The following is a 26,371-nucleotide window of genomic DNA, read 5'->3' on the forward strand; positions in this document are numbered from 1 at the left end:
ATCAATGGGAAATATGAAAGATGACCGAAAAATAATTTTAAATTTATAGACAGGCAAGACTTAAAGACAAAATAAGACTGCCGGCAAGAAAATAGATTTCATTTCCAGAGGGCGTGAATTCAGGATCAGTCCTGTCATCGCTATAGCATCTTGATTCCATTGCAAGAACCAGGCTGTCGGCAGACAGGAAGGTTTTTTTCAGCAGTGGACAAACAAGACGGATGATTTTTTTTACAGGATTTTTTTGAAGATCTCCGCAGCGTGCTTTCTGGGCATCAGATATCTCTTTGGCCTGTTTTAAAATCACCGGCATAAATGCAAGCGACAGGCTGATCATGACAGCTACCCGTTTTTCAGGCACAAACGGGACGGGTTTTAAAAACCATTGAACCGCACTTTTCACGGCAGACGGTTTGGTGGTACAAGAAAACAGAAGTCCCGTCAACATCACTAAAAAAAATTTAAAGGCCACAAGCCCCCCTTCATTCATACCTTGTTCAGTGACTGACAGGCCGTAAAATGAAAAAATAACATGACCTTCCACGGTAAGTGCCCGGGCAAGGAAAATAAAAAAGAGCAGCAGTATGAAATATTTAATGCTGTTCAATAGTGAGAATAAGTCAAGCCCGGCAGCTTTAAAGAAAACAAGTAAAATTAAACCATAAACGCCACTGGCCAGAAGATGCGCAGAGACCATGGAGATGCTGATAAGGCAGATGATGAAAAATTTAACCCGGGCATCCAGTTTGTGAAGCATGGAGTGCCCCTGCCGGTATGTAAAGGGTATCAGGTCAGCCATGGTTGTATCCCCAGTCCGAATTTCGAAGAACAAGGCTCTTTGATACCGTATGATTCCAGGCATCGGATAAGATCACAGGGCTTGCCGTCTTGTTTGATCCGTGCATTTTCCATGATTATGAGTCGTGTTGCCTCACAAATAACAGTTTCCATATCATGGGTTGCAATTATAATGGTGTGGCCGGATTTATTCAGATCAACTATGGTGGAAAGAACCTGAATCGTTCCAGGATAATCCAGGTTGGAAAAAGGCTCGTCAAACACAATCACTTCAGGATCCATGACCAGGATTCCGGCAATGGCAAGTTTGCGTTTTTCTCCCCCGGAAAGATTGGACGGATTTTTATCCTTTAAATGAAAAAGATTCAGATCTTCTAAAACCCGGGTGACTGTTTCATTGATTTTTGCGCGGTTGAATTTTAAATTTTCAAGGCCGAATGCCACCTCATCAAACACGGTATCGCCGATAATCTGGGTGTCTGCATCCTGGAATACCATGCCAACGGTTTTTCTGGTTTGAACCAGATGCTTTGATACCTCACGGCCGTTTACCAGTATACGTCCCGAATCAGGCATCAACAGGCCGTTCAAATGCCGTAAAAAAGTTGATTTGCCGGACCCGTTTTTTCCGGCAAGAATAATAAATTCTCCTTTATAAATGGACAGGCAGATCTCTTTGAGTCCCACATAACCGTCTGAAAATGTATGGCAAAGGGTGTCTATATCGATTATTTTTTCCGGCATCTCAGCTGTTTTTTTCAAGAGTTTAATTACAATTTGATGACTGGTCTTAGGCTTTTTGCAATAAATGCCGCTGCAATGATTTTAAGAACATCACCGATCAAAAACGGAAACATGCCGACGGCAACAGCTTTTTCAAGGGTCATGGCAGTGGCAATTTTCAGCCAGAAAACCCCTGCTCCGTAAACAATCAAAGACCCTGTCACCATGGCAATCATGTCGGCTGACATTCTTTTGCCCAATGCTTTTGAAATTCCGGCAGTGACAAATACCGCAGGCAAGTACCCTAAAAGATATCCGCCTGTGGGCCCGAACAATTTGCCAATACCCGATGTTCCCCCGGCAAATACCGGCAGGCCGGCAAGACCGATCAACAGGTAAATGGCCACACAGGCAACAGCCCATACCGGGCCTAATATGATTGCTGCCAGAAGAACAAACATGTTCTGAAGCACGATGGGAACCGGTCCGATGGGGATGGCAATAAAAGCGCCAATGGCAATAAAGGCAACAAATAAAGATGTGTATACGGTCATTTTAAGCTGTTTTGAACTGTTCATATGTATTCTTTCAGGTGTGAAAACAATCGCCATAAATTATTTTTTTTATTTCCCCGGTGCTGTCCTGAAGCATCAAGGCACCGGTTTCGTCCACATCAACAGCCAGTCCTTCATGCATATCTTTTAATGTTTCGATTCTAACCCGGCTGCCAATGGTGGAGGTCTGTTCTTTCCAAAGGTCAATAATCTTATGGCAGTCTATGACTTGAATCCGGGATTTAAAATCATGCAGAAAAGTTTCCAAAATTAATTTCCGGGACACGGGTTTGCCTAATACGTCTTTTAAGGAAACAGCTTTGGGCTCATATTTTTGAGGTTGGTTATTGACATTAATGCCGATTCCGATATTGACAAATTCAACCATATCCCCACGGGTTTCCATCTCGGACAAAAGGCCTACAAGTTTTTTGCCGTTCAATAAAAGGTCATTGGGCCATTTGACGCTGACATTCACATCAAAGAGCCGTTTTAATGATGTTGAAAGACTCAGGGAGGCTGCAAAATTATAAATATAGGCCAGTGGCGGGGGGGTATCTGGTTTTAAAATCAGTGTAAACCACAGTCCGCCTTTTGAGGAAAACCATTTGCGGTTCAGCCGTCCCCTGCCCGTGGTTTGATTTTCTGCAATGACCACGCTTAAGTGGGGGGCATCTTTTTTTGCAATGGCCCTGGCCTTATCCATTGTGGATTCAAGTTCCTGGAAATGGAAGATGTTTGTTTTAAATTCTGAGGAAAAACAAAAAGGCAGCAACAGGTCGTCGGGGTTGAGCAGAGCATATCCTTTGGGACATGATTCAATCTCGAAACCGGTTTGCTTGAGTGCCTTGATATGCTTCCATACAGCTACCCTTGAAATATCCAGAGAATTGCTTAACCTGACCCCGGACAACGTGTCTGTCTTTGCCTGGTAGAGAATCTTTAATATGTCATGCTTGATATTTTTGTTTGTGTTAACCATATTGAAATGGAATAGTTAACAGAATTGAAATTTCAGGTCAAGAGATAAATATCAAAAGAAAATAAGGAGATGGCCTTGATATAAAAAAGGTTGACCCGTGTTCTTGTTGTCGGTAATCTAAAAATGATTTAACATGTTTACCATAAGCCTTTTGGGGATGTGATTTGTTTTCGGGTGTGGTGGTTTGTTTGGCGACAATTAACTGTGCCCCACAAGAAGAATTCCTAATAACGCCCATTGCAGATTGACTTGCCACAACAAAAAATAAAAGAGATTTGATTCCAACTGGTTAAGAGTTCTTTTGATAATGAAAATTACAAGGAAACCACAAATGTCCTTTGTTGAAAATTTTGATTCGTCCAGTTTGCTGGACATGGAACAAATTGATTTTTTATCGGTATTGAACCGGCTGGATGACGGGGTTATTATTGCGGACATTAACGGGGTCATCCTTTTTTACAATGCTGCACAGTCCAAGATAGACGGGTTGCCGGCAAAAGATGTGATCGGGCGCAAAGTCACCGAAATTTACAGGCTCAACAACCGTACCAGCATGATCATGCAAGCCATTGAACGTCATGCTGCCATCAAAAACAGGGCTTTTTTTTACCAGACCTGTTCCGGAAAAGTGGCCAACACCATTACCAGTGTTTATCCACTGTTAAAAGGGAAGACCATCAACGGTGTGATCTGTCTTGTCAAGGATTATGAATTGCTTTACAGGTCAACCCCCATGGCAGCCCTCACCGAATCCCGTCCGGATCTCGGCAACGGCACCAGGTACACCTTTGCCGACCTTATCGGCAAAGGATCGGATTTTCAGCGGGTGGTGGGGACAGCAAGAAAGGCTGCATCCTCTCCTTCTCCCATCATGATCCAGGGAGAAACAGGAACCGGCAAGGAACTCTTTGCCCAGTCCATTCACAACCACAGTCAGCGCAGGAAACAAAAATATGTGGGTGTCAATTGCGCTGCCATTCCCCGTGATCTGCTGGAGGGACTGCTCTTTGGTACTGCCAGGGGAGCCTTTACCGGTGCTATGGACAAGTTGGGCCTTTTTGAAATAGCCCATGGCGGCACATTGTTTCTTGACGAACTTCTGGCAATGCCCGTGGATCTTCAGGCAAAACTGTTGAGGGTTCTGCAGGAAAAATGTGTCCGGCGGGTGGGCTCTGCCATGGAAACTCCTGTGGATGTCAAGATTATCAGTTCCGTGAGCCGTGATCCCCGCACTGCCATCCGGGAAGGTGTGTTGCGCATGGATCTTTTTTACCGGCTGGGGGTGGTCATGGTCAAACTGCCCCCTTTAAGAGATCGGCAAAACAGCATGGGTGAACTGGTCAGCCATTTTATTGAGAAATACAACAACCGGCTGGGAACCCATGTGAGACGGATTTCCAGGGAAGTTCTTGAGCTTTTTTCAGCTTATCAATGGCCCGGCAATATAAGAGAGCTTGAGCATTTAATAGAAGGGGCCATGAACATGGCGGGCCGCGAGGAAATTATAGGAATCGAACATTTTACACCTGGACTGGATTGCCTGGAACAGGTCGATTTTACAAGCCCTGAGCCTTCGGATTTCATAGCCCCAGGCCCTGGTGTCCCTTCCTTTGGGGAACCTGACCTGACCCTTGATTCTGACCAAATTTTTGATCCTGCCCCCCCCCTTGATCCTGACCCACCCCTTGATCCTGCTCCAACCGGAAACCTGTCTCAGACTCAGGCCGACCGGGAAAAATCAGCCATCAAAACCGCCCTTTCCACAGCAGGGGGAAACGTAACCCTGGCGTCAAAAAAACTGGGGATTTCAAGGCAGTTGCTTCATTATAAAATTAAAAAACATGGGCTTTGCCGCCTGGACTTTATTTCTCGCCCGATCAGATAGTCAAATTTTTTTCATGTGAAAGTTTTTTTTCTTTTTTCTTGCCAGGATAAGTGAAAATTTTTTTTCTATCCAATTGTATTTAAAAATACCGGCTATCTTTAGAGTCAATATTTCATATAATATCAATTAGTTGTGCTATGTTATGAATATGGCAATATCAAGAACTGAACTCTGGCATGCAACCTGCAATTATCCCATATTAAGTCCACCGGCCTGATCGTATGAAGGGTCGTCAGGGTGGAGAGAATATAAACCGATTTTACAGGAGTTAAGTTTGAAAAAAGCCATGAATTCAACAAAACCATTTGATCCTTTTGTGTTCTGGGTTTCCGCCTCTGTGACCATCCTTTTTGTCCTTTGGTCCATCCTCTTTCCCAAGAATATGACCATCGTTATCAATGCTGTTTTCAGCTGGACCACCACCCAATGGGGCTGGCTCTATCTGTTGACCGTTTTTGTGCTGGTCATAGGCTGTTTTATGCTCATGGGACGAAAATACGGGTCCATGAAACTGGGACTTCCCGGCGACAGACCTGAATTTTCTAATTTTTCCTGGTTTGCCATGCTTTTCGGGTCTGCCATTGCCGCAGGCATTGTATTCTGGGGGCCTGCCGAACCAGCTTACCATTATATGAGTCCGCCTCCCTATTTTGGCACAGATGCAAACACCCCGGCCGCCGGTGCCAATGCCATGACCTACTCTTTTTTTCACTGGGGCTTGAGCGCCTGGTCCATTTATGCCATGCTGACCATTGCCATTGGGCATGCCTGCTTTACCAGAAATCTTCCCTTAAAGTTTTCCAGCGCCTTCTACTATGTCATCGGCGACAGAATTTACGGCACCTGGGGAAAAATTCTGGATATTTTTGCCGTGTTCGCAACCCTGGGCGGCCTTGCCACTACCACGGGATTTGTGGCACTTCAGCTGTCAGCCGGTCTTAAATATCAATACGGCTTGCAACTGGGGCCTTCCAGCACCTATGCCATTATAGGAGTTCTAACCGCCATTTTCACTCTGTCTGTATACACCGGACTTCAGAAAGGGGTAAAGTTTATCGGCGATATTAACATGTGGGTTTTTGTGCTGGTATGGTTTTTTATCCTGATCTTTGGTCCCACCATCTTCCTGATCAACCTGACCACCAATTCCCTTGGCCAGTATCTTCTTCATTTTGTTCCCATGAGCCTGTTTACGGCTCCGGGATTTGAAGGCAATTGGATCGGTTCCTGGACGGTTTTTTACTGGGCATGGTGGATGAGCTGGGCACCTTTTGTGGCTGTTTTTATTGCACGGATCTCCAAGGGAAGAACCATTCGCCAAACCGTTGCCGCCACCCTGATCCTTCCCACCCTGGGAAATTTTCTCTGGTACGGGGTTATCGGCGGTGCAGGCATTCATTTTAACGTCAGCGCCATCATGAAAGAACACGGTATGGAAAGCGCCATTTTCGCCATTGCCCAGAGCCTTCCCATGACCGGGATACTGTCTGTTGCACTGATTTTTCTTATCGGCACCTTCTTTTTAACCTCAGCCAATTCCGCAGCCATCTCCCTTGCCATGTTTGTTTCAGGCCATGAAAATCCGGGTCGGAACCTGAGAGCCTTCTGGGGAATTGCCCTGGGAGCTGTGGCAGCCGTTCTGGCCGGAAGCGGCAGCCTCAAAGCCATTCAGACCGCATCCATTGCAACGGCTTTTCCTCTGATGTTTTTGTTGCTGCTGGTACTTTACGGAACATTCAGGGGGTTGAACCAATACAAAAAAGACAACCCGGCATAAATCATCTTTTCCGGGCCTTTTTTCCGGCCCGGGAGCTTATGCATTGAAGTGAGGGGATTGACCCTTACAGGAGCAAAGACAATGTACGATCGAATGCAGGAACTGAGTGCAAAGAATATAAAAAAGATTCATGATGCCACCCTGGCCCTTCTGAAAAACAAGGGCGTTTCATTTAAGGATGAAGAGGCACTGGATATTTTTAAAGCAAACGGGCACAAGGTGGAGGGAACCATTGTGTTTTTTAAAGAATCCCATATTCAAAAAGCTTTAAAAACTGCACCCGGGCGATTCACAGTTCACGCCAGAAACCCGGAAAAAAGCATGATGGTCGGAGAAGATGATTTTGTCTTTCTGCCCGGATACGGCGCTCCTTTTATTATGGATGTCAATGGCAAACAGCGCCGGGCCACCATGGAGGATTATGATAATTTCTGCAAATTAATCCAGACATCTGCTTACATTGACATGAATGGCTGGATGATGGTGGAACCGGTTGATATGCCACATGAAACAGTTCATCTGGATCTGAACCTGTCCAATATGCTTTTGTGCGACAAACCTTTCATGGGCAGCCCCATCTCTCGCCAGGGAGCTTTGGACGGCATTGAAATGGCCGGAATCCTCTGGGGCGGCAAGGAAAAGATCATGGACAAGACCGTGTCTGTCTCTTTGATTAAAACCCAGTCTCCCTTGACTTTTTCCGGTGAAATGGCAGGTGCTTTTATCGAACTTGCCCGTCATAACCAGGCCTGTGCAGTGGCTTCCCTTGTCATGGCCAATGGTTTTGCTAACTTCAGCCTGGCTGGAATTCTGACTCTTCAGAATGCGGAAATCCTGGCTGGCATTACCCTGGCACAGCTGGTCAGACCTGGAGTTCCCGTGATCTATGGGGCCACTTCTTCTGTCATGGACATGAAAACCGGCACTCTGTCCATTGGAGCGCCCGAACTGTCCCGGAACATTCACCTGGTGGCTCAGATGGCAAGATTTTACAACCTGCCTTCCCGGTCCGGCGGCGGTTTGACCGATGCCTTGTGTGTGGATGCACAGGCAGGTGTGGAGTCAACTCTTGCCCTTTCTACGGCTGCCAGAAGCGGGATTAATTTTATCCTTCATTCCTGCGGTATTCTGGGTTCCTATATGGCCATGAGTTTTGAAAAATTTCTCATTGATGAGGAAGTCTGCGGAATGGTGCGAAATATGATCCGCCCCATGGTTCTTAACGATGATTCGATTGACCTTGGCCGGATCAAAGCCATGTGCGGCAACGATGCATACCTGACCCATCCCAAGGCTTTTCAGTTGCGCCGAACCGAATTTTTTGCCCCATCTCTAATGAATCGTAAAAATCCTGATGCCTGGGGCAGTCAAGGCAGGCAGCGGATTGATCAGATTGCAGAGGACAAGGTGGCCCAGCGCCTGGCATCATACGAGAAGCCGGACATTGATCCGAAAATTGAAAAACAATTGACAGAATATGTTGAAAACCGAAAACACACATAAATTTTTTTTCACGAACTTATTTTTTTTAAAACAAATCAAAAAGGAGATCAAACCATGAATGACAGGGCTAATGAACTTTTCAAAGAGGGATTAAAGCATGAAGAAAGTTACGATTTTGAATCTGCAAAAAAAGTATACAAAGAACTTCTGGCAAATGTTAAAGATTCAAAAACAGCAGAAAAAACAAGATCACGAATGGAGGATATGGATGACCTGATTGCTGAAAAAGAGATTTACAAACGCATTGATGAAAACGGCAAAAGGGTTTTGACCGATATTGGCATCAATATTGCCGAAAGCCAGGAATTGATGGATATTCTTGTTGAGGCCGATGCCATTGATTTTGAAAGTGATACAGCAGTATTTGTTCCGCTGAAAAGAGATTTTATCGACAGATGCCTGGAAAATATCCCCCGGGAAATGCCTGAAGACCCAGGAATGAACTGCTTTGGAACAGGTGCGACCCCTCCGTTTTTAAAGCGGCCCGGAGACGAAGAGCTGCGGGCGGCGAGCAAGGACGAATTTAAGCGTATTGTTCAGGTTGTGGGTGAACATTCCGATACTGCTGGGATTTTCAGTCTCCCTGTGGCTTTTGACAAGAGCATCTCCAGCTATGAGGTTGCAAAGCTCATGGAACAGGGGTTTGCGGGACTGAAAATGACCACAACCAAAGCCATGACCGATGATGAGATTCTTTTTTTAAAGGGTAAGGACCACTGGCTTGACGGAACCAGCCTGATTACCTCTCTTGCCCCCATGCCCACCATGGTTGACGCCTTTCTTCGAAGTGCCAGGACCGGCACAAATCTTCTTTTGCTGGATCTTACCATTGCAGGGGCTTCAGGGCCGGGAAGTCCGGAAGCTCTTCTGACCCAGATCCATGCCCAGGTTATGTTCATGATGGTATTGGCCCAGACGGTAAACCCGGGTGTTTCCTGCATGCACGGCGGTATTCCCGGAGTCGTTGAAACCGGCGGCGACCTGTCTTACAGTTCCCGGCATCAGCCTCTTATCAATGCTGCCATGGCAAGGTTGAACACATGGATTACAAAGTTCCCTTCAGCCCAGTCAGGGGGAAGCACAAGCATATCGGAAATGAATGAAACCGCTGTCATGGAATCTGAATTGAGCAGAAATACCTTGCGCAAATACGGGAGCCATATCATTCGTCATTCTTTGGGGGCAATGGGAAGCTTGAATTTTTTCAGTATTGAAAAATTTGTGGAAGATTGTGAACGGGAGAAAAGATCCTGTAAAATATTTAATGAAGCGCCCAAAGACAAGGGGATCATACCACTTTATTTTCCGGCTGATGACAAGACTCTGGACGGCATAAAAGAGATTGCTGAAAAAGGGAACCCAAAGAGTGCGGAACATACCCTGAGAAATGTTGAATCATTCATGAAATGGGAAAAAACCATTAATGATGCAGCAAGAAAAAAGCTCTACTATCCCCAGCTTAGCGACACGGTTATCGAACGTATCCGTAAAGGAGAAATGATTCCTTGATTTTCAATATGAAAAAGTAAAGGATAATAACGGCCATGGCAGATTGAGCCGCCACAACAAAGATTTAAAGTCTCTTTATGAATTTTTTAAGACTTTCATATAAAAATGGGCAAGCAAAGTTGAAAATACGGAGGATGATATGACGGATAAGAAAATCCCCGGAATCAAAAGACTTTTCGGAAAAGAAATTGACACAAGGGTTTTGTACGGTGCCACAGCGCTTGCCCTGCCTTTTATCATACTTGGATTTATTTCACCCGCCATGCTTGGAAAGGCCGGTTCGGCAGCCCTGGATCTGCTGACCGGCTCATTCAGCTGGCTTTATCTGATGAGTTGCAGCTTTTTTGTGGTTGCTGTGATTGGAATTGCATTGTCTCCACTGGGTAAAATAAAGCTTGGCCGGGATGATGAAACCCCTGAGTTTTCTTTTTTGAGCTGGTTTGCCATGCTTTTTTCGGCCGGCATGGGAATCGGGCTGATATTCTGGTCCTGTTCCGAACCCATGTATCATTTCATGTCACCGCCGGCAGGAGAGGCCGGAACGGCCGGAGCAGCACGACAGGCTTTTGAGATTTTTTTTTTCCACTGGGGGCTGCATGCCTGGGCCACATATATTGTTGTGGGCCTTCCAATGGCCTATTTCACATTTCGAAAGGGAAGGCCCGCCACCATTTCATCCTGCATTGGAACCGGGCCTGACCCTAAAAAAAATGTCGCCCTGGGCAACAGAACGGTTAACATCCTTGCCATCTGGGCCACAATAATGGGTGTTGTCACATCCCTTGGCATGGGAGCCATACAGATAAACAGCGGTCTTTCTCATTCCATGGGCATTTCGACAGGTCCGGTTCCAGCGGCGATTATCATTGCCGTAATCACGATTGTTTTTATTCTATCCGCACTGACAGGGGTTGCAAAGGGTATAAGAATCCTCTCTCTTATCAATGTGACCCTTATGGTCGTACTGCTGCTTTTTTTCTTTGTTTTAGGGCCGTTTAAGTATATTTTACATACTTTTTTCCAGGCGTTAACAGATTATGCAAAAGATTTTGTATCTCTTTCCACAAGCTTTGTTTTATTTGATAATCCGGGCTGGACAAAATCATGGACGGTTTTCTACTGGGCCTGGTGGATTGCATGGGCACCCTTTGTCGGTGCGTTTATCGCAAGGATTTCAAGGGGAAGGACAATCCGGCAGTTTATTCTGGTTATTTTGCTGGCACCCACGCTTTTTTCCTATGTTTTTTCAACAGCCCTTGGCGGAACAGCCATTTATCTTGATCTGTTTACGAATACCTCCATTGGGGAAGCTGTGAAACAAAGCGTTGAAGTCGCATTGTTTGAGACCCTCAGCCACCTTCCTCTTTATGGCCTCCTGGTTTTTTTTACCAATGTCCTGATCGCATCGTTTTTTATTACATCGGCTGATTCCGCAACCTATGTCATCAGCCGCTACTCAACCGCCGGGCTTGAGCCGGGAAATCCAAGGGCAGGGAAACGCCTGATTATTTTCTGGGGAACAATTCTGGGAGGGCTTGCCATTGTTCTGATTTTTTCAGGCGGACTTTCATCTCTTCAGACAGCCTCTATTGTCGGGGCCTTTCCTTTTCTTATAATTATGTTTATTTTGTTGTTTGTTTTGATCAAAGAACTGATCAAAGACTATAAATCCATTCCTCCCACCACCGTGATTTAAGAATTTAAGATGGATTTTATGCATGATGCAATGACTATGCTTAAATAATGACTATGCTTAAATAAAGAAAAAATTAAAAACCATTATGGACAGTTCAGCGTTAAAATTTAATACGGTTTACGTCAGTGCCGGACGCCGGGTGCTTCAAATCGAATTGTCTCCAAAAGATTTGGCCTTAAAAATAGGGGCGGCATATTATGACATCAGCAAATAGATAAATCAAAGGCTGATTTGATTTTTATTGAACCTGCACAGAAGTTTAAAACAGTTTTACCGTAAAAAAAAAATATGGATAATTGGATTGACATAATGGGTGTTATAATTTACATGATTCATCATGGAACAAATGATAATGTTTGATTTTTCCATTATTCGAAACCTCCGCATGAAGTGGGGACTAACGAAGGGATCAAGGCCAAGGTCATGGGCCGAGCCACTGAACTGGAAGATAGAATGGCTATCCGGTACAAGGCGCTTGATGAGCATGGTATATAAATTCTTGCCAAATCAAATTTTTTTTTGATCCATCACAATATGCCTTGATTATTTTTTTAAGCATTTTGTGTTTTATATGAAAGAAATTTTGACCTCTTGAAATCAGATATCTTTCATTTTTTGTCGTGGCAGGTTAATCTGCCATGGCCGTTATTGCGAACAGGCCACGAAGGTCACCATCCCTCAAAAAAACAGGGATAGATGATGCTTGTGGCCTTTTTTTATGGAGAAACGCTTATAATCTAAGGAAGTTGTAGAAGGAGAAAAAATGATATTCAAACCCTTTATGCGGGAAGGTTTTATGCCACTTCCCATTGCTTTTATCTCTACTCTCAGCAAGGATGGCGTGCGTAATATCGCCCCTTATTCTTGCATCATGCCGGTGCTGCGCCCCTTGGATCTGATCTGCCTTGCTTCGGCGGAAAAAAGGGATACCCTGACCAATATCCGGGATATGGACCAGTTCGTGGTCAATCTGGTTGGAGCTGATTTTTCAGACAAAGTGATTCCGACTGCCAAATTTTCACCTCCTGAGGCAGATGAATTTGAACTGGCAGGATTATCTGAAAAAGCTTCAAAAACAATTGCACCTCCCGGTATTAAAGGTGCTTATGCATGGATGGAATGTGAGTTAGCCACCCTTCACCAGGATAGAGGATATACGCTTATCATGGGCAAGGTCTGCCGGCTTGAAGTGGCGGATGAGGTCTTGACCCCGCAAGGTACACTGGATCTTAAAAAAGCTTGTCCCTTGATGATGATCGGAAGTGAAAAAGGTATGCATTATTGCACGGCAACCGACATGGATCAATTCACACCTTTTGGGCAGATGTTTCCTGACGGCAAGGATCCCCTGGAAAAAAAGTATGTGATTTGATCACAATATCAGTCTTTTATCATCAACTGATTATCAAGGATCTCCCATGATCACTCCTGTGAAGAGAGTATGGGCTGGACGATACAGACCTCAATGACTGTGAATTGACGAACCTGGGAAAAACCTCTATAGATATGATATTTGATTTTGGGAGTATATGGAAAATTTATTTGATTGGAATTTATTCTAAAAATAAGGAAATCACAAAAAAGAGTGGCAAAAAAGCCGGTCTGTTTTATTCAGGAGAATTTAAAAATGAGTGTTGATTCGGTAAAAAGAGAAATATTGCCGCATTTAAAGGATTTTAAGGCGTTCTGGAAAAACAGCGGGCCGTTTAAGTATGCATTAACCAGCAAAGACTTTCCACCGATACTGCTGGAACCTGAAGAGTGGATTTTTTCAAATGACATCACAGCACTCTTAAAAGCTTTGATGCAGTTTGATAAAAGGAAAATGAAAATTGTCAAAGCCCCTTTTAATCCTGAAAATAAAAGTATATTGAGGCCTGACCGCTTAAGTTCATGGAAGATAAACAATTTTCCCGAAGAGTGGAATGCTTGTGTTTGTGATGTTTTTGTTCCGGAAGGCCATTTGACACAGGTTGTGCTGGATACGATAGAAAAAGATGCGGACAAGATCCAAATAAAGGATGTTGAACAGGCTTTTTTTGATTGTCTTGAAACTTGTATTGATCAGCTTGGATATCTGTGTTTAAAACCCCAGGGGTCTTCAAAATACGCAGCGCTTAAGTCCTGCCTTGCAGAATGGGAAGAAGATGAACAGGATGCTGGCCTGTTGTGACCGTTAAATCCTGCCTTCCACGATGAGGTTTGCCAGCATCTTTTTATAATTGATACCGGCGAGGCAAAAACCTTTTGTTCCGTATTTCATGTTGCCTTCCAGGACATAGAAATTGCTGTCATGTTCAATAATATCTATTCCGACATCGTCCCATCCGCATTTTGAAGCCGTTATAAGTGCAAGATCAAGGGCTTTGGAGGGCAGGGGGTCAAAACTTGCAGTCCCGCCCTGGGAAATATTGGTTTTAAAATTGTCCGGGTCGGCAATGCGCCAATAGGCAAGCCGTATTTGATTGCCGATAATTATGATTCGCATATCCCGGTCAATGGGCAGATATTCTTGAATATAGGCTGGTTCTTTGTCCTTTAAATAGTGTGAAAGGTTATCTCTGTTTTGAATCAGGTAAACACCGGCACCTCTTGCAGATCCCCTTGCTTTTTTTGCAATAAATGGAAAATCAAAAAAATCAAGGATGGTCTGTTTTTGTTTTTTTCCGTAAAAAATTTTTGTCTTTGGATGGGGAATGCCAAGCATGTTAAATACTGCGGTCTGTTTTATCTTGTCCAGGGTAAATTTATAGGTATGGAAACTGGGGAATGTCTCTTTTCCCATGGCATTAAACAGGTCTGCATAAAAAGCTGTGGGATAATAGATTTTTTTTGCATTCAAAATAATCTGTTGCTCTTGAGCGGAATAGGCCTGGAAATCGGGTTTAAACCCAAGAGTTTGAATTGCCGGGTATTGTTTTAACCTTGCTCCCAGAGCAATCGGTCGTTTATCCAATGTGGTGTCCTTTTTTTTATTTTATGTTTTGCCGGTATCCGCTTGGATTTTTTTTCTGCCAGTTCCAGGTATCCTGGCACATGTCGGCAAGTGTTTTGCTTGCTTCCCATCCAAGCGCTTTTTTTGCTTTGGCAGGATCAGCCCAGCAGGCAGCGATATCACCGGGTCTTCTGTCCACAATTTTATAAGGAATTTTTTTACCGCTTGCCTTTTCAAATCCTTTGATCATTTCAAGTACTGAATAGCCCTGACCGGTTCCCAGGTTATAAATCATCAGACCCTTATGGGTCAACAGCTTGGGCAGGGTTTTGACATGGCCCAATGCCAGGTCCACCACATGGATAAAGTCTCTTACACCGGTGCCGTCCGGGGTGTCATAATCATTTCCAAAGACACTGAGTCGAGGTAAGAATCCCATGGCTACCTGGGCAATATAAGGTACTAGATTATTTGGAATGCCAAGCGGGTCTTCTCCGATATCACCGCTTTGATGGGCGCCCACAGGGTTAAAATATCTTAACAACGCAATGTTCCAGCTTTTATCCGAGTGGTAAAGATCTTTGAGTATCTCTTCTATCATCAGCTTTGTCCGGCCATATGGATTGGTTGCCGACAGGGGAAACTCTTCTGTTATGGGAAGGGAAGCCGGATCTCCGTAAACCGTTGCAGACGATGAGAACACAATGTTTTTTACATTAAATTCAGTCATGACTTCAAGCAGGTTCAAGGTGCCGGTGATATTGTTGTGAAAATATTTCAGCGGGATTGATACGGATTCCCCCACGGCTTTTAGTCCGGCAAAATGAATGACCGCATCTATTTTATGTTCAGCAAAAACAGCTGCAATCTGTTGTTTATTCAAAAGATCTGCTTTGTAGAATTCCAGTGATTTTTTGGTAATTTGTTTTACCCTGTTCAAGGATTCTTCAGAACTATTGGAAAGATTATCCAGGACAACGACATCATGGTTTTCATTTAAAAGTTCAACACAGGTGTGGCTTCCGATATATCCGGCACCACCGGTTACCAGTAGTTTCATAGATAGTCCTTATACTGTTTAAGTTTAAATGGTTTTTGTCTTGCTGTTTTTAAAAATAAATCACGGCACACATTACAGTTTTTGCAATTTTTTGTACAGCTTGTCAGCAGCTTAAAAAAGCCGGTGTCAAGTTTTTTATTTTCAATATGGTACACGTCGGATAACCAGTGGGTGGCATCCATGAGGTTAAACAGATTGCCGTTATATGATTTTTCAACATATGCGCTGATGCATTGGCACAGAAAATTTACCCCCAATGTTCTTCCGCAAAGTTTGATTGTATCGGCTGTTTGTGTATACATATCAATATCTTCGGGGCGAATAAAAGGCGATTTTAAAAAAAAAGCAGGTGTTTTGTAAAACCAGGCATGACAGCCAATGGTGCGGTTTGTCTGAAAGCTTTTATCCGGTATAAGTCCTGTGTTTGAAAACGAGATTTGAGCGTCATGGGTTAATTTGAACGGACAATGATATATGCAGCCTTCATTGGCAAGCAGTTCAATTTTGATTTGGTTGCAGGCTTTTTTGATTTCACTGCCGGTCTTTTCAAGCTGCCGGATGTTTCTGTTCAAGGAACGGTCAAGGACAATTTTTTCGGGAAATTTGAACCTTGTCTGCCGGATAAATTCAAACATTGACGCAGCTTTTTGATAAGAATCAATCATAAAATTGATGCCCGGAACCGCCTCAAGAAAGCCTGTTATATCTCTTTTTGTGGCGGATAGTGCATTCAGAAGGTATGCGTCACAAAAAACAATCCCGTTGATATTTGCATGGGAGACCAGGTACTCAAGTTTGTCCAGAGTTTGATTTAAAAATTGTGTGTCATGATAGAGACCGGGATTTATAAATCGGGAATTGAGCAAACAGTATTTTTTAACAGATTTAAGGTGCTGTAATCCTTTTGAAAGTTCATGGGGCGTGGCGTTTTTGCATCTCATCCTGGAGTCCAGAACCTGGTCTGAGTGAAGAGAAAAATAGACTGATTCAATATTCCGGGTTTTATTTTTCAGAAAATTTGTGTATTTTCCATCTGGTATGAACGGGACTGACAGTTTCATGCTCGGTATTTTACAATAACCGTATGATTCAAAGCAAGAGAAATAAAGGAAAACAGCCTCATAACATTGACAGGCACAAAGTGTATGGTTAAAATTAGAGTATTCAGGCAATGTATACCTGAAAAATAAATAAATAAGGAGAGTTGAACAATGATTGAGTTAACAGATCCTGCAAAAACGCAGATCAATGACTATTTCCAGGGCAGGGAACCCACTCCCATTAGAATTTTTCTTAACTCAGGCGGCTGAGGTGGTCCCTCGCTTGCTATGGCTCTGGATGAGCCAAAAGATACGGATGACAGCTTTGATGTTAAAGGCTTGAAATTTGTTGTTGATAAAGAATTTATGGAAAAAGCTGAAACTATTAAAATTGATTTTACCGGGATGGGATTTCATCTCGACTCCAATATGGATCTGGGACAATCAGGATGCTCCAGTTGCGGTTCTGGTGGTTCCTGCGGAGATTAGCGCTTTAGATTGTTCAAAAGAGAAGGTGTTTTCCTTGTGTGAACACCTTCTCTTTTAGTAGTATTTGTGTTTTAACCTTTGAATGGTTTTCAGATCTGCTTTAAACGGATTTTTTGGTTTGGGCGGTTCTTCTATCGTATGGGTGTTAAAAAACGGGGTGTTTTGGATGTTCAAATTATAGGATTTGATCATCAAAGTTTCAAGATTGATAACATCTTCAATATTATACGCTAACAGCGTTTCAAGTGCTTTATCATTGTTATTGAGTTGATACTCGTTCCATAACAGTATAGCAAAATATCCGTCCACACCATCCAGGTCTTCCCTGTCCATACCCAAAGCTTTTTCACATTTTTTTAATCCCCCTTTGAATCCGAGATGTTGCAGTATATACCGTAAGTCAATCTGGGCGTGGGGCAGTTTTACGTTAAAGTATTCTTCAATGAACGGAATATCAAAACTTCTGCCATTGTATGTGATAAGGATCTTGTAATTTTTAATTTCATCTAAAAAAGCGCCAAGATTTTTTCCTTGAACAAAATATTTGATATCCTTGCCGTTGTACAGGGCAATGGTTGTGATCTGTGAAGATGTTTCCAGGCCAGTTGTTTCAATGTCCAGGTAGGCGCAGGAGTGCCTGAATTCCGGAAACAGCCTGAAATGCTGATTTGAGGGGAGTTGTGCTTCAAAAAAGCCGGGGTGATTATTTTCCAGATGTTGAGTGGATTCTTTTGCAAATCTTTTTATATCTTCAATCTTTGAGACAGACAGGTTTAAACAAGAAAAACAGTTGTAATCCTTCCAGGTTAATACATTGGACTGCCATATTTTTTTTTCTGTTACAGGCCCGATCCCCGGGATATGAATAAATGTATTTACGAGCATAATCATTCCTTATTATTAAAGTGATTTTCTTTATATCCTGAATGGAGAAAATATAATAGTATGAAACAAAAATCAGGCTTGGGTTGACCATGAATTTTCATCATGGTAGCGTTGACAAAATTTTCAAATTCAATTGATCAGGATTTCGTCATGAAAAGATTTGTCTTTAATTTTGTTTTATTTTTGATTTGTGTTTTTTTTCTTATTTCCATTACCGCCTGCAAAGAGGAACAAAAAGTTCAAAATGAACTGGCTGTAGGAAATTGGGTACACGTTAAGAACAGAACCTATATTCTTTTGATTCTCAATCCAAAGGGAGAATGGCAATCTTCAATCAGGATTGCTGATGCAAGCTCAAAGATTGTTGAAGCCAAAGGGAATGCAAAAGGAATGTGGTATATTGAAAAAGAGCAGATGATTTTTACTGTTACAGAGTCGGATATTGAAGATGTCTGGGAAAAAAATGCCACCATTTTTTTTGATATTATTGAATTAACTGAAACGCTAATCAGGCTCAAGGATGAATCCGGCCGTATCTGGGTTTGGGGTCCTACAACTTCTCGCAAATCCGGTGCATCTGAAGATGATTTGACTTCAGTGATACCTATGGGAGTTGTTGCGGTCAATTTGAATAAAAACAGATCAAATGATAAAGACCGTTATTTGTGTTTAAACCTGAATCTGATACTCAAGGAACTTATGCCCGGCCAGAAAATGCCTCCCATTCATCCCAAAGCCCGTGAAGCTGCTATTATTTTTTTTAGTTCCCTTGTATTCAATGATGTTAAGGACTTTGACCGTATCAAACAGCAGATCGTAAAACTTATGGATGTTTTAAATCCTTACCTGGACGGTTTTGTTAAAGAGATTTCAATTGAACATGTTCTTGTGGCAACTGAAATTGACAAAGTGGAAGAATTCATCATAGAACATGACCTGACAAATGAACCGGTTTCTGAGGCGGGTGAAGAAGGAAAAGAAGGATCTGAAGGAAAATAATAAGAAGCGGCTTGTCGTTTAGATGGGTTTGCGGAATGGGGACAGATTTGAAATTTGTCTCTGCCTCGCCTAATCTTTTGATTTGGTTACGATCAAAATCCCTTTTTCAATGCAAACCGTTGCAGTTGTCTGCTTAAAACAATTGCTGATTCCAAGAGAAGATCCCATTTCAATGTTTGCATTTGTAAGAGGATACTCAAGTCCTGTAAGCGTTACTCCGGTTGCTTTTTCTGTAATGGGAATCACGGACAACAAGTCTCCTGGTTGTCCTTTCAGTTCTATAAAAGCTGTTACCATATAAATTTGATTATGTTTATTGATAATTCTGGCCAGGATATTTTTCCGGGCAAGTTTTTTTAAAAGAAAAATATTGGCCAGGGTGTGATCCAGACGGGTTCCGGTGACGCCTAACAAGGTTATGTCGGTTGCATTTTTTTCAAGAGCGTATGACACACAAAGCTCAGAATCTGTTTGGTTTTTTCTTGGGGGAAAGGGGAGTATTTTTACGTTTTGCTCTTTAAAAAATTGTTTATCATTTGGATTAACAGAGTCAAAATCACCTATCATGACATGGGGTAAAATATTCAATGCTTTTAAGTGCCCGGCCCCCCCATCGGCACAGATGATCATTTGAGCATCAGCAATCACGCGTGCAATATCGTTTGTGTATTCAAAATCACCATTGGCTATTATTACACATTTCATGGATAATTTAGTATCATGAAAAACATCATATGAAAACAGGCAATCTTTTGATCATACCTTGACTATTTGCCCGCTAACTTATATTTTCCTGGAAATGAAAAATTTTAATATTATAAACAGATATATTTTCAGGGAACTTCTGTCTCCTTTTTTCATCAGTCTGTTTTTTCTGACATTTGTTTTTCTGATGACACGGATACCGGAAATTACCAATATGGTTGTGAACTATAATGCTGATATTTCATCTGTTGGTCTTATGGTTGTTTATACGCTTCCAAGATTTCTGGAATTTACCATTCCCATGTCTGTTATGATATCAATTCTTTTGACGTTTATGCGCATGTCAGGAGAAAATGAGATTGTTGCATTAAAAGGCGCGGGTGTATCTCTTTATAAACTGCTGCCGCCGGTACTGTTATTTTGCTTGTCAGGGGTTTTATTGAGTCTGTGGATCACGGTCTTCGGGGTATCCTGGGGAAAATTATCTTTAAAAACAAAGATGATTGAAATTGCCGGATCAAACATGGATATAGCAATTCAGGAACGGCAGTTTAATTCTAAAATTGAAAATATCCTGATTTATGTTTCTCATGTGGATATGAGTACAAAAATAATGAAAGATGTTTTTATTGAAGACAGGAGAACAAAAGGTATTGTAAGCATCTGTGTTTCCCCTTCAGGAAAATTGATCCGGCCTGAGAATGGGCAGATCTATACCATAAGGCTTTATGATGGCGTGATCAATCAGGTGGATATCAATGAAAAAACGGTGAGCAATATTGAATTTGGAAGTTATGATATCAATATTGATTTGAACAGCTTGAACAAAGTAAATAATAAGATATCAAAAGACCTGGATGAGATAAGTCTGGTTGATCTGGTAGGTTCGATCCGGTCGGGTATTAAAGATAAGGCACTTCTGACTGAAGCCTTGATGGAACTTCATGAAAAATTTTCAATTCCCTTTGCCTGTCTTTCCTTAGGTTTTCTTGCCTTTCCTTTGGGGATTCAGGCAGCTTCCCTTAGAAGGTCTTCAGGATTCGGGCTGGGGCTTTTCTTTTTTTTTCTTTATTATTTTCTTCTGGCAGCAGGATGGTCAGCCGGGGAAACAGGAAATTATCCGCCAATTATCTGTATGTGGCTGCCCAATTTCCTGATTGGGGGCGTGGGTGTTTATTTTTTTGTCCGTAATGCAAAGGAAAAACCTGTCCAATTACCCGGATTTGTAAGAAAGGCTGGTCTGGTGTTAAAACAAAAATTTGCAAGAAAAATATAAGATATGACATGTCTGCATAAATACTGGTTAAAGGAATTTGCTAAATTTTTTTTTATCATTCAATTGGTGATTCTGGTGTTGTTTGTATTTATTGATTATCTGTCCAGAATGGAACGGTTTTTAAATTCCGATATTACACTGGTTGGCGCCCTGGGATATGTTTTATTGAAAGTTCCGTTCATGTTTGTGCAATTGACACCGGCAAGTATTTTGCTTGCAACAATAACGGTTTTTGGATTGATGAACAGAAACAATGAGCTTTTAGCCATCAGATCCAGTGGTATCAGCATTTATTTTTTTGTAAAACCGGCAATCCTGGTAAGTGTGATGCTTGCATTACTCATGTTTTTTTTCGGGGAAACCCTTATTCCAATTTCCATGGCCAGGGTAAATTATTTAAAATACCAGGTGATACAAAAAAAACACAATATATTGTCTGCAAGAAAAGATATATGGATAAAGTCTGAAAACAAAATGATCCACATCAATTTTTATGATCCGGTTCACCAGGCTGTTGCAGACATAACAATCACTTCGTTAAACAAAAATTTTGGTCTTGAATCAAGAATAGATGCTCAAAAAGGAGTTTTCAAGGATGGAAAATGGTTGTTTGAAAATATTATTGAGCAGATTCATGCAAAAAATTCAATGGAGTATGATGTAAAATTAAGTGATAAGAAGACCATTCCCCTGGCAGTTCAGCCGGAAGATCTTGTAGAGATTTTGAAAAAATCTGATGAGATGAGCTTTTCCGAGTTGAAAAAATATGTCGGCAAGGTTGAAGCAGAAGGATATGATGCAACAACTTATAAGGTTGATTTGAACGCAAAGATTGCCTTCCCCTTTATTTGTATCATTATGGCACTGACAGGTGCGGCCACGGGCATGCGCTCCTTTGTAAAGAATAATATTCCGGTGGCCATCGCCATCGGTGTTGTTATCGCATTCATGTATTGGATCATGTATGGATTTTGTCTCTCTCTGGGATATGGAACCATTCTGCCTCCGGTTATCAGCGCCTGGACAGCCAATCTTTTTTTCTTATGTCTTGGAATTCTTTATTTGATCAACACGGAATAATACGCTTAGAAAAAATTATGATGATATTTTTGTATAAAATAATATTGAATATTTTATTTGTCCTTTTCCTTCCGTGTTTGCCTTTTGTTTGTTTTTTTTCAGAAAAAAGACGGGCGACTTTGGGGTTGCGCTTCGGTTTCAGTACCGGTTTAACACCGAAACAGCCAGGCAAAAAAAGACTCTGGATTCATGCGCTTTCAGTGGGAGAGGTCATATCTGCCGTGCCATTTGTCAGGGCATTAAAAGAACATCGCATAGGCTTGGATATTGTTTTTACAGCATCAACCAAGACAGGGTTTGATATGGCAAATCAATTGTTTTTAAAAGACAATACCCGGTTGCCGGACCAATCAGCGGAGCAATTAGTGGATCAATTGGGATATTTCCCGTTTGATCTGGGGTATTGTGTAAAAAAAATAAGTCGGCAAATCAATCCTGATGCCGTGGTTATTGTTGAAACCGACTTGTGGCCTAATTTTTTATATGAAATGAAGAAAAATAAAATTCCGGTGATGTTAATTAATGCCAGGCTGTCAAAGCGCTCATTAAAGGGATATCTGTTGTTTAAAAATTTTTCATCCATGTTTTTTTCTTCTTTAATCGTGATTATGGCTCAAACCCCATTGGATAAAAAACGGTTTCAACGTTTGGGTATTGATGAGAAAAAAATATTGGTTGCCGGAAATATCAAGTTTGATCAACCCTTTGAAGATATGGATGAGCGAGGTTTAGACGCCATGAGGGACCGCTTTGGTATTCAAAAGAACACACAGGTGTTGGTTGCCGGCAGCACCCATGACGGAGAAGAAAAGCTTCTTTGCAACATATATAAAAAATCAAAGAAAAATTTCCCCGGGCTTTTGATGATCCTTGCCCCAAGGGATACCAAAAGATGTTCGGCCATAAAATCGTATTTTTTATCCCGTGAGGTTCATACAGTCTTTCTGTCAACACTGGACAGCCTTAAAGAAATGGATAATCCTGAAAAAATGAATGACACCAGGGATTGTCCGGATGTTGTCCTGGTGGATAAAATGGGAGAACTCTCCCGGCTTTATGCCATTTGTGATGTGGCATTTGTCGGGGGATCAATGGTTAGGCAGGGGGGGCATAACCCTTTGGAGGCAGCAGCTTTTTCCAAGCCTGTTCTTTTCGGGCCTGACATGTCGGATTTTCTGATGATTTCAACCCTGATGATGGATCACGGGGGAGCCAAAATGGTGGAATCTGAACAAAACTTAGGAAAAGAAATTGAAATCTTGTTAAAAGACAAGCAGATCCGGCAGCAGATGGGCAGACGAAATTTTGAAATTTTTTCACAAAATTCCGGTGCGGTTCAGCGAATCATACAGCAGATGGAGTGTCTTGATATTGTTTGAGAAGTGGTTGAATAAATTAGAACAAAGAGTCGGGTATATTTCAACCCGCAATTATCAACCCGGGATATTTTCTTTTGAGTGCTTTTTGGTTGGAATTTCATATCTATATGGTTTGGGGGTAAGGTTTCGCATCTGGCTTTATCAGAAGGGGATTTTGAAACAAAAAAAGTTGCCGTGTTTTGTGATTTCCGTTGGGAATATTGTTGTCGGGGGAGCGGGAAAAACACCCATGGCCATCTATTTGGCAAAAGTTTTAAAAGACATGGGAAAACAACCGGTTGTTGTCAGCCGAGGGTATAAAGGCAAATATAAAACCGACGCCGTGATTGTTTCCGATGGTGACCGGATCTTTTCCAATGCTGAAACCTCAGGGGATGAACCGTTTATGATGGCCCAAAGAAGAGCCTTCCCCGTGGTGGTGGGTAAAGACCGGTTCAAGGCCGGAATACAAGCCATTGCTGCATTTTCTCCTGATGTTATTATCCTTGATGATGGGTTTCAGCATTTGAAACTGAAAAGAGATCTTGATCTGTTGCTGCTGGATTATGAAAATCCTTTGGGTAACAAGCGGTTTCTTCCCGCCGGTCGATTGAGGGAAACCCCTGAAATTTCATCAAAAAGAGCAGACTCACTCATTTTCACAAGAAGTCCTGATAATGATAAAATCACAGGGGGTGTGAAAAATATTTTACGGTATTTTCCTGATTGCCCATGGTTTAAAACTTTTCATACCCCTTTTATCGTTAAACACATTGTCCATGACGAAAATTTAAAACAGGATATCAAAGATGTTGCCGGCTTAAAGGGAAAAAAGGTATTCTTGTTTTCAGGGCTTGCCAAAAACAGGTCTTTTAATCATTCCATGAAAGAATGCTGTGTTAATGTTGTGGATCATCTTGAATTCAAAGACCATTACAGATATAAAGACTCTGATATTTTAATGATTAACACATTAGCAAAAAAAGTTGGTGCCGGCCTTATTCTAACAACGGAAAAGGATTGGGCAAAACTTGATCCCGGTATAACATGGGCATTGGATTTGATTGTGATCGGTATCCAAATAGAGTTTGAAGATCCTCAAGGGTTTGAGTTTTTATTGAATTCAAGGTTGAAAAAATAATGAATAATGACATCATATACAAGCTGATAAAGCTGAGCATCACTATGTTTTCAATGCTCCCAAGAACAGTGTTAAGGTTTTTTTCAGATCTGTTGGGGCTTATCTGGTATAAGGCGGATAAGCGCCACAGAAATGTTGCGCTTGAAAATATTAATTTTGCCTATCCTGAACAGTTCTCCTCGGCACAAACTCAAAGATTTGTAAAGAATGTGTTTAAACATATTGCAAATATTCTTTTTGAGGTCATCTGGTCCTATCGGAAAACACGGAAGGATTTGTTTGAATATTTTACGGTTAAAGGTGTCAGGCATATTGAAAATGCTCAAAAAAAAGGCAGGGGGGTTATCCTTTTGTCCGGGCATATCGGCAATTTTGAACTTTGCAGTGCAGCCGTTGCAAAGGTGGGTATCGCACCCTATGGTGTTTATCGAAAATTTGATTTTCAACCTCTGGAAAGGTTTGTTCTCAAAGTCAGACAACGATTTGGAACGAAAATGATCCCTTTAAAGGGCGCTTCTAAAAAAATTGACATAATTTTAAAAAATAATGGTGTTGTCGGAACCTTGCTGGATCAGAATGTAGACTGGTATGATGGAGTGTTTGTCGATTATTTTGGAAGAACTACCTGTACTAATAAAGGCCTTGCAAAACTTGTTTTACGATCAAAAGCTGCTGTTATTCCGATGTTCATGGTCAAAAAAAATAAAAATTATATTCTGGAGTTTTTACCGGAAATTCCTTTGCAGATCACAGGGGATAATATCAAAGATCTTGAAAACAATACCCAGAACTATGTAGCTGCTATAGAGTCAATGGTAAGAAAATGCCCTGAACAATATTTCTGGGTTCACAATCGTTGGAAGACCAAATCTTACTGCAATTTTCCCCAAAAATAATCAAGACTGGACAACAATTAAATGGGACGTATAAACCTTAAAGACAGTTCGTCGGCAAAAATAATGATACGGGCTGCCAATTGGGTGGGTGATGCCATTATGACCACCCCTGTCATTCGAGCGGTCAGAAAAAATTTTCCAAATTCAACACTCACTGTTTTGGCAAAACCATGGGTAATTCCCGTGTATAAAAACAATCCCTATGTTGATAAGATTCTTTTATATGACAGCCATAAACGTCACAAAAAAGGATTTGGAACCCTGCGGCTTGCCAGGGATTTAAAAAAATATCAATTTGATCTGGCCATTTTGATGCAGAATGCATTTGAGGCAGGCCTGCTTTCTTTTCTTGCCGGCGTAAAAGAACGGGTCGGATACAATACCGATGGGAGAGCGCTTCTCTTGAGCCGGGGCATAAAACTGAACCCGGCCCTGAAAAAGGGTCATTTGATTGATTATTATATCGGGATTCTAAAGGGCGTTGGTCTGTTGGATTACGGCAGGGATCTTGATTTGTTTCTTTGTGAATCAGACAGAGCATTTGCAAATCATTTTCTGGAAAAAGAAAAAATTGATTTGTCCAGACCCGTTATAGGTATCAATCCAGGGGCAACAGGGGGGACTGCAAAACGATGGTTTCCCGAACGATATGCACAAATTTGCAAAAAACTGGCTGAAAAATTCAAGGTTAAGGTGTTGATTTTCGGCGCTCCTCAAGACATTGCTCTTGGTGAATATATTGCCGGGCTGTCCAACGGCAGCTGCATTAATATTGCAGGCATGACGAGTCTTGGTCAGGCTTTTGCGCTCATAGAGAAATGCTCGCTGTTTGTGACCAATGATTCAGGGCTGATGCATGCTGCTGCCGCCTTGAATGTCAACCAGGTGGCTGTGATCGGGTCTACTGATTATATTGCCACATCCCCTTCAAATAAAAACAGTGTTATGATAAGAGTTCCTGTTCCATGCAGTCCCTGCTTGAAGGATGTTTGTCCAACAGATCATCAATGTATGGATAAAATAAGTGTTGGTATGGTTATGGAGAGATGCGAGTCTTTCTTGAATAAATGACTTGTTGTT

General features: G+C 42.0%; 24 protein-coding genes. 15 read left to right on the top strand and 9 right to left on the bottom strand.

All coding sequences use genetic code 11. The features are described 5' to 3' along the window. Nucleotides 1-43 precede the first annotated feature (43 nt). Genes TOL2_RS06595 through TOL2_RS06610 form a run of 4 tightly spaced genes read right to left on the bottom strand, consistent with a single transcriptional unit; the run spans nucleotide 44 to nucleotide 3,057 of the window. Nucleotides 44-799, bottom strand: a complete 756-nt coding sequence (locus TOL2_RS06595) for an energy-coupling factor transporter transmembrane component T family protein (protein ID WP_014956734.1) — start codon at nucleotides 797-799, stop codon at nucleotides 44-46. Further along, a complete protein-coding gene (locus tag TOL2_RS06600) occupies nucleotides 787-1,542 on the bottom strand; it encodes an energy-coupling factor ABC transporter ATP-binding protein (protein ID WP_014956735.1) in 756 nt (251 codons plus the stop codon). Before TOL2_RS06600 ends, TOL2_RS06595 begins: the two co-directional genes overlap by 13 nt. A 26-nt stretch (nucleotides 1,543-1,568) precedes the next feature. Further along, nucleotides 1,569-2,099 carry a biotin transporter BioY gene (locus TOL2_RS06605; RefSeq protein WP_014956736.1) on the bottom strand — a complete coding sequence of 177 codons (531 nt, stop codon included), beginning with the start codon at nucleotides 2,097-2,099 and terminating at the stop codon, nucleotides 1,569-1,571. 10 nt (nucleotides 2,100-2,109) lie between these two features. Further along, nucleotides 2,110-3,057, bottom strand: a complete 948-nt coding sequence (locus TOL2_RS06610) for a biotin--[acetyl-CoA-carboxylase] ligase (protein WP_014956737.1) — start codon at nucleotides 3,055-3,057, stop codon at nucleotides 2,110-2,112. A gap of 331 nt (nucleotides 3,058-3,388) precedes the next feature. On the opposite strand from TOL2_RS06610, the gene TOL2_RS06615 reads away from it, so the two are divergent. From TOL2_RS06615 to TOL2_RS06645, 7 genes are all read left to right on the top strand, one after another. Next, nucleotides 3,389-4,942, top strand: coding sequence for a sigma-54 interaction domain-containing protein (locus TOL2_RS06615; RefSeq protein ID WP_014956738.1), 1,554 nt, complete (start codon nucleotides 3,389-3,391; stop codon nucleotides 4,940-4,942). 274 nt (nucleotides 4,943-5,216) lie between these two features. Further along, nucleotides 5,217-6,719, top strand: coding sequence for a BCCT family transporter (locus tag TOL2_RS06620; RefSeq protein ID WP_014956739.1), 1,503 nt, complete (start codon nucleotides 5,217-5,219; stop codon nucleotides 6,717-6,719). A gap of 81 nt (nucleotides 6,720-6,800) precedes the next feature. After that, on the top strand, nucleotides 6,801-8,222 hold the full coding sequence (locus TOL2_RS06625; RefSeq protein WP_014956740.1) for a trimethylamine methyltransferase family protein: 1,422 nt from the start codon (nucleotides 6,801-6,803) through the stop codon (nucleotides 8,220-8,222). Between the two features lie 54 nt (nucleotides 8,223-8,276). Then, nucleotides 8,277-9,731 carry a trimethylamine--corrinoid methyltransferase gene (locus TOL2_RS06630; protein WP_014956741.1) on the top strand — a complete coding sequence of 485 codons (1,455 nt, stop codon included), beginning with the start codon at nucleotides 8,277-8,279 and terminating at the stop codon, nucleotides 9,729-9,731. Nucleotides 9,732-9,870: 139 nt separating this feature from the next. Beyond that, nucleotides 9,871-11,427 carry a BCCT family transporter gene (locus TOL2_RS06635; RefSeq protein WP_014956742.1) on the top strand — a complete coding sequence of 519 codons (1,557 nt, stop codon included), beginning with the start codon at nucleotides 9,871-9,873 and terminating at the stop codon, nucleotides 11,425-11,427. 763 nt (nucleotides 11,428-12,190) lie between these two features. Beyond that, a complete protein-coding gene (locus tag TOL2_RS06640) occupies nucleotides 12,191-12,799 on the top strand; it encodes a flavin reductase family protein (protein WP_014956743.1) in 609 nt (202 codons plus the stop codon). A 255-nt stretch (nucleotides 12,800-13,054) separates the two neighbouring features. Next, on the top strand, nucleotides 13,055-13,600 hold the full coding sequence (locus tag TOL2_RS06645; protein WP_014956744.1) for a hypothetical protein: 546 nt from the start codon (nucleotides 13,055-13,057) through the stop codon (nucleotides 13,598-13,600). A gap of 3 nt (nucleotides 13,601-13,603) precedes the next feature. Here the strand turns inward: TOL2_RS06645 and TOL2_RS06650 are convergent, their stop codons facing one another. The 3 genes from TOL2_RS06650 to TOL2_RS06660 are packed head-to-tail and all read right to left on the bottom strand — an operon-like array spanning nucleotide 13,604 to nucleotide 16,483. Further along, nucleotides 13,604-14,383 carry an ATP-grasp domain-containing protein gene (locus TOL2_RS06650; protein WP_014956745.1) on the bottom strand — a complete coding sequence of 260 codons (780 nt, stop codon included), beginning with the start codon at nucleotides 14,381-14,383 and terminating at the stop codon, nucleotides 13,604-13,606. Nucleotides 14,384-14,399: 16 nt separating this feature from the next. Beyond that, on the bottom strand, nucleotides 14,400-15,422 hold the full coding sequence (galE, locus tag TOL2_RS06655; protein ID WP_014956746.1) for a UDP-glucose 4-epimerase GalE: 1,023 nt from the start codon (nucleotides 15,420-15,422) through the stop codon (nucleotides 14,400-14,402). Beyond that, the gene (locus TOL2_RS06660) at nucleotides 15,419-16,483 is read right to left on the bottom strand and encodes a hypothetical protein (RefSeq protein WP_014956747.1); all 1,065 of its coding nucleotides are present in this window, start codon (nucleotides 16,481-16,483) and stop codon (nucleotides 15,419-15,421) included. The genes galE and TOL2_RS06660 overlap by 4 nt, the downstream gene beginning before the upstream one ends. Before the next feature lie 150 nt (nucleotides 16,484-16,633). Here TOL2_RS06660 and TOL2_RS25870 point away from each other — a divergent pair, with 150 nt between their 5' ends. Beyond that, nucleotides 16,634-16,951, top strand: coding sequence for an IscA/HesB family protein (locus TOL2_RS25870; protein WP_193787656.1), 318 nt, complete (start codon nucleotides 16,634-16,636; stop codon nucleotides 16,949-16,951). 54 nt (nucleotides 16,952-17,005) lie between these two features. Here TOL2_RS25870 and TOL2_RS06670 read toward each other — a convergent pair whose 3' ends face one another. After that, the gene (locus TOL2_RS06670; RefSeq protein ID WP_014956750.1) at nucleotides 17,006-17,836 is read right to left on the bottom strand and encodes a ribonuclease H-like domain-containing protein; all 831 of its coding nucleotides are present in this window, start codon (nucleotides 17,834-17,836) and stop codon (nucleotides 17,006-17,008) included. 150 nt (nucleotides 17,837-17,986) lie between these two features. Between TOL2_RS06670 and TOL2_RS06675 the strand changes: the two genes are divergently transcribed. Then, a complete protein-coding gene (locus TOL2_RS06675) occupies nucleotides 17,987-18,835 on the top strand; it encodes a flagellar basal body-associated FliL family protein (protein ID WP_014956751.1) in 849 nt (282 codons plus the stop codon). Nucleotides 18,836-18,904: 69 nt separating this feature from the next. Here the strand turns inward: TOL2_RS06675 and TOL2_RS06680 are convergent, their stop codons facing one another. Continuing rightward, nucleotides 18,905-19,540, bottom strand: a complete 636-nt coding sequence (locus TOL2_RS06680) for a thiamine diphosphokinase (protein ID WP_014956752.1) — start codon at nucleotides 19,538-19,540, stop codon at nucleotides 18,905-18,907. Nucleotides 19,541-19,634: 94 nt separating this feature from the next. Here TOL2_RS06680 and lptF point away from each other — a divergent pair, with 94 nt between their 5' ends. From lptF to waaF, 6 genes are all read left to right on the top strand, one after another. Then, the gene (gene lptF / locus TOL2_RS06685; RefSeq protein ID WP_014956753.1) at nucleotides 19,635-20,816 is read left to right on the top strand and encodes an LPS export ABC transporter permease LptF; all 1,182 of its coding nucleotides are present in this window, start codon (nucleotides 19,635-19,637) and stop codon (nucleotides 20,814-20,816) included. Between the two features lie 3 nt (nucleotides 20,817-20,819). Continuing rightward, on the top strand, nucleotides 20,820-21,896 hold the full coding sequence (gene lptG / locus TOL2_RS06690; protein ID WP_014956754.1) for an LPS export ABC transporter permease LptG: 1,077 nt from the start codon (nucleotides 20,820-20,822) through the stop codon (nucleotides 21,894-21,896). Between the two features lie 125 nt (nucleotides 21,897-22,021). Continuing rightward, on the top strand, nucleotides 22,022-23,275 hold the full coding sequence (locus TOL2_RS06695; RefSeq protein ID WP_232508084.1) for a 3-deoxy-D-manno-octulosonic acid transferase: 1,254 nt from the start codon (nucleotides 22,022-22,024) through the stop codon (nucleotides 23,273-23,275). Then, a complete protein-coding gene (lpxK, locus tag TOL2_RS06700) occupies nucleotides 23,226-24,395 on the top strand; it encodes a tetraacyldisaccharide 4'-kinase (protein ID WP_232508151.1) in 1,170 nt (389 codons plus the stop codon). Before TOL2_RS06695 ends, lpxK begins: the two co-directional genes overlap by 50 nt. Next, entirely contained in the window at nucleotides 24,395-25,291 is an 897-nt protein-coding gene (locus tag TOL2_RS06705; protein ID WP_014956757.1) for a lysophospholipid acyltransferase family protein, read from the top strand. Before lpxK ends, TOL2_RS06705 begins: the two co-directional genes overlap by 1 nt. Before the next feature lie 21 nt (nucleotides 25,292-25,312). Then, the gene (gene waaF, locus TOL2_RS06710) at nucleotides 25,313-26,362 is read left to right on the top strand and encodes a lipopolysaccharide heptosyltransferase II (protein ID WP_014956758.1); all 1,050 of its coding nucleotides are present in this window, start codon (nucleotides 25,313-25,315) and stop codon (nucleotides 26,360-26,362) included. Nucleotides 26,363-26,371 lie beyond the last annotated feature (9 nt).

This window comes from Desulfobacula toluolica Tol2 (genome assembly GCF_000307105.1).
Lineage (GTDB): Bacteria > Desulfobacterota > Desulfobacteria > Desulfobacterales > Desulfobacteraceae > Desulfobacula > Desulfobacula toluolica.

Coding starts and splice junctions, on each gene's coding strand:
- TOL2_RS06595 (WP_014956734.1), bottom strand. CDS start 799: ATGGCTGACCTGATACCCTTTACATACCGGCAGGGGCACTCCATGCTT.
- TOL2_RS06600 (WP_014956735.1), bottom strand. CDS start 1,542: ATGCCGGAAAAAATAATCGATATAGACACCCTTTGCCATACATTTTCA.
- TOL2_RS06605 (WP_014956736.1), bottom strand. CDS start 2,099: ATGAACAGTTCAAAACAGCTTAAAATGACCGTATACACATCTTTATTT.
- TOL2_RS06610 (WP_014956737.1), bottom strand. CDS start 3,057: ATGGTTAACACAAACAAAAATATCAAGCATGACATATTAAAGATTCTC.
- TOL2_RS06615 (WP_014956738.1), top strand. CDS start 3,389: ATGTCCTTTGTTGAAAATTTTGATTCGTCCAGTTTGCTGGACATGGAA.
- TOL2_RS06625 (WP_014956740.1), top strand. CDS start 6,801: ATGTACGATCGAATGCAGGAACTGAGTGCAAAGAATATAAAAAAGATT.
- TOL2_RS06630 (WP_014956741.1), top strand. CDS start 8,277: ATGAATGACAGGGCTAATGAACTTTTCAAAGAGGGATTAAAGCATGAA.
- TOL2_RS06635 (WP_014956742.1), top strand. CDS start 9,871: ATGACGGATAAGAAAATCCCCGGAATCAAAAGACTTTTCGGAAAAGAA.
- TOL2_RS06640 (WP_014956743.1), top strand. CDS start 12,191: ATGATATTCAAACCCTTTATGCGGGAAGGTTTTATGCCACTTCCCATT.
- TOL2_RS06645 (WP_014956744.1), top strand. CDS start 13,055: ATGAGTGTTGATTCGGTAAAAAGAGAAATATTGCCGCATTTAAAGGAT.
- galE (WP_014956746.1), bottom strand. CDS start 15,422: ATGAAACTACTGGTAACCGGTGGTGCCGGATATATCGGAAGCCACACC.
- TOL2_RS06660 (WP_014956747.1), bottom strand. CDS start 16,483: ATGAAACTGTCAGTCCCGTTCATACCAGATGGAAAATACACAAATTTT.
- TOL2_RS06670 (WP_014956750.1), bottom strand. CDS start 17,836: ATGCTCGTAAATACATTTATTCATATCCCGGGGATCGGGCCTGTAACA.
- TOL2_RS06675 (WP_014956751.1), top strand. CDS start 17,987: ATGAAAAGATTTGTCTTTAATTTTGTTTTATTTTTGATTTGTGTTTTT.
- TOL2_RS06680 (WP_014956752.1), bottom strand. CDS start 19,540: ATGAAATGTGTAATAATAGCCAATGGTGATTTTGAATACACAAACGAT.
- lptF (WP_014956753.1), top strand. CDS start 19,635: ATGAAAAATTTTAATATTATAAACAGATATATTTTCAGGGAACTTCTG.
- lptG (WP_014956754.1), top strand. CDS start 20,820: ATGACATGTCTGCATAAATACTGGTTAAAGGAATTTGCTAAATTTTTT.
- TOL2_RS06705 (WP_014956757.1), top strand. CDS start 24,395: ATGAATAATGACATCATATACAAGCTGATAAAGCTGAGCATCACTATG.
- waaF (WP_014956758.1), top strand. CDS start 25,313: ATGGGACGTATAAACCTTAAAGACAGTTCGTCGGCAAAAATAATGATA.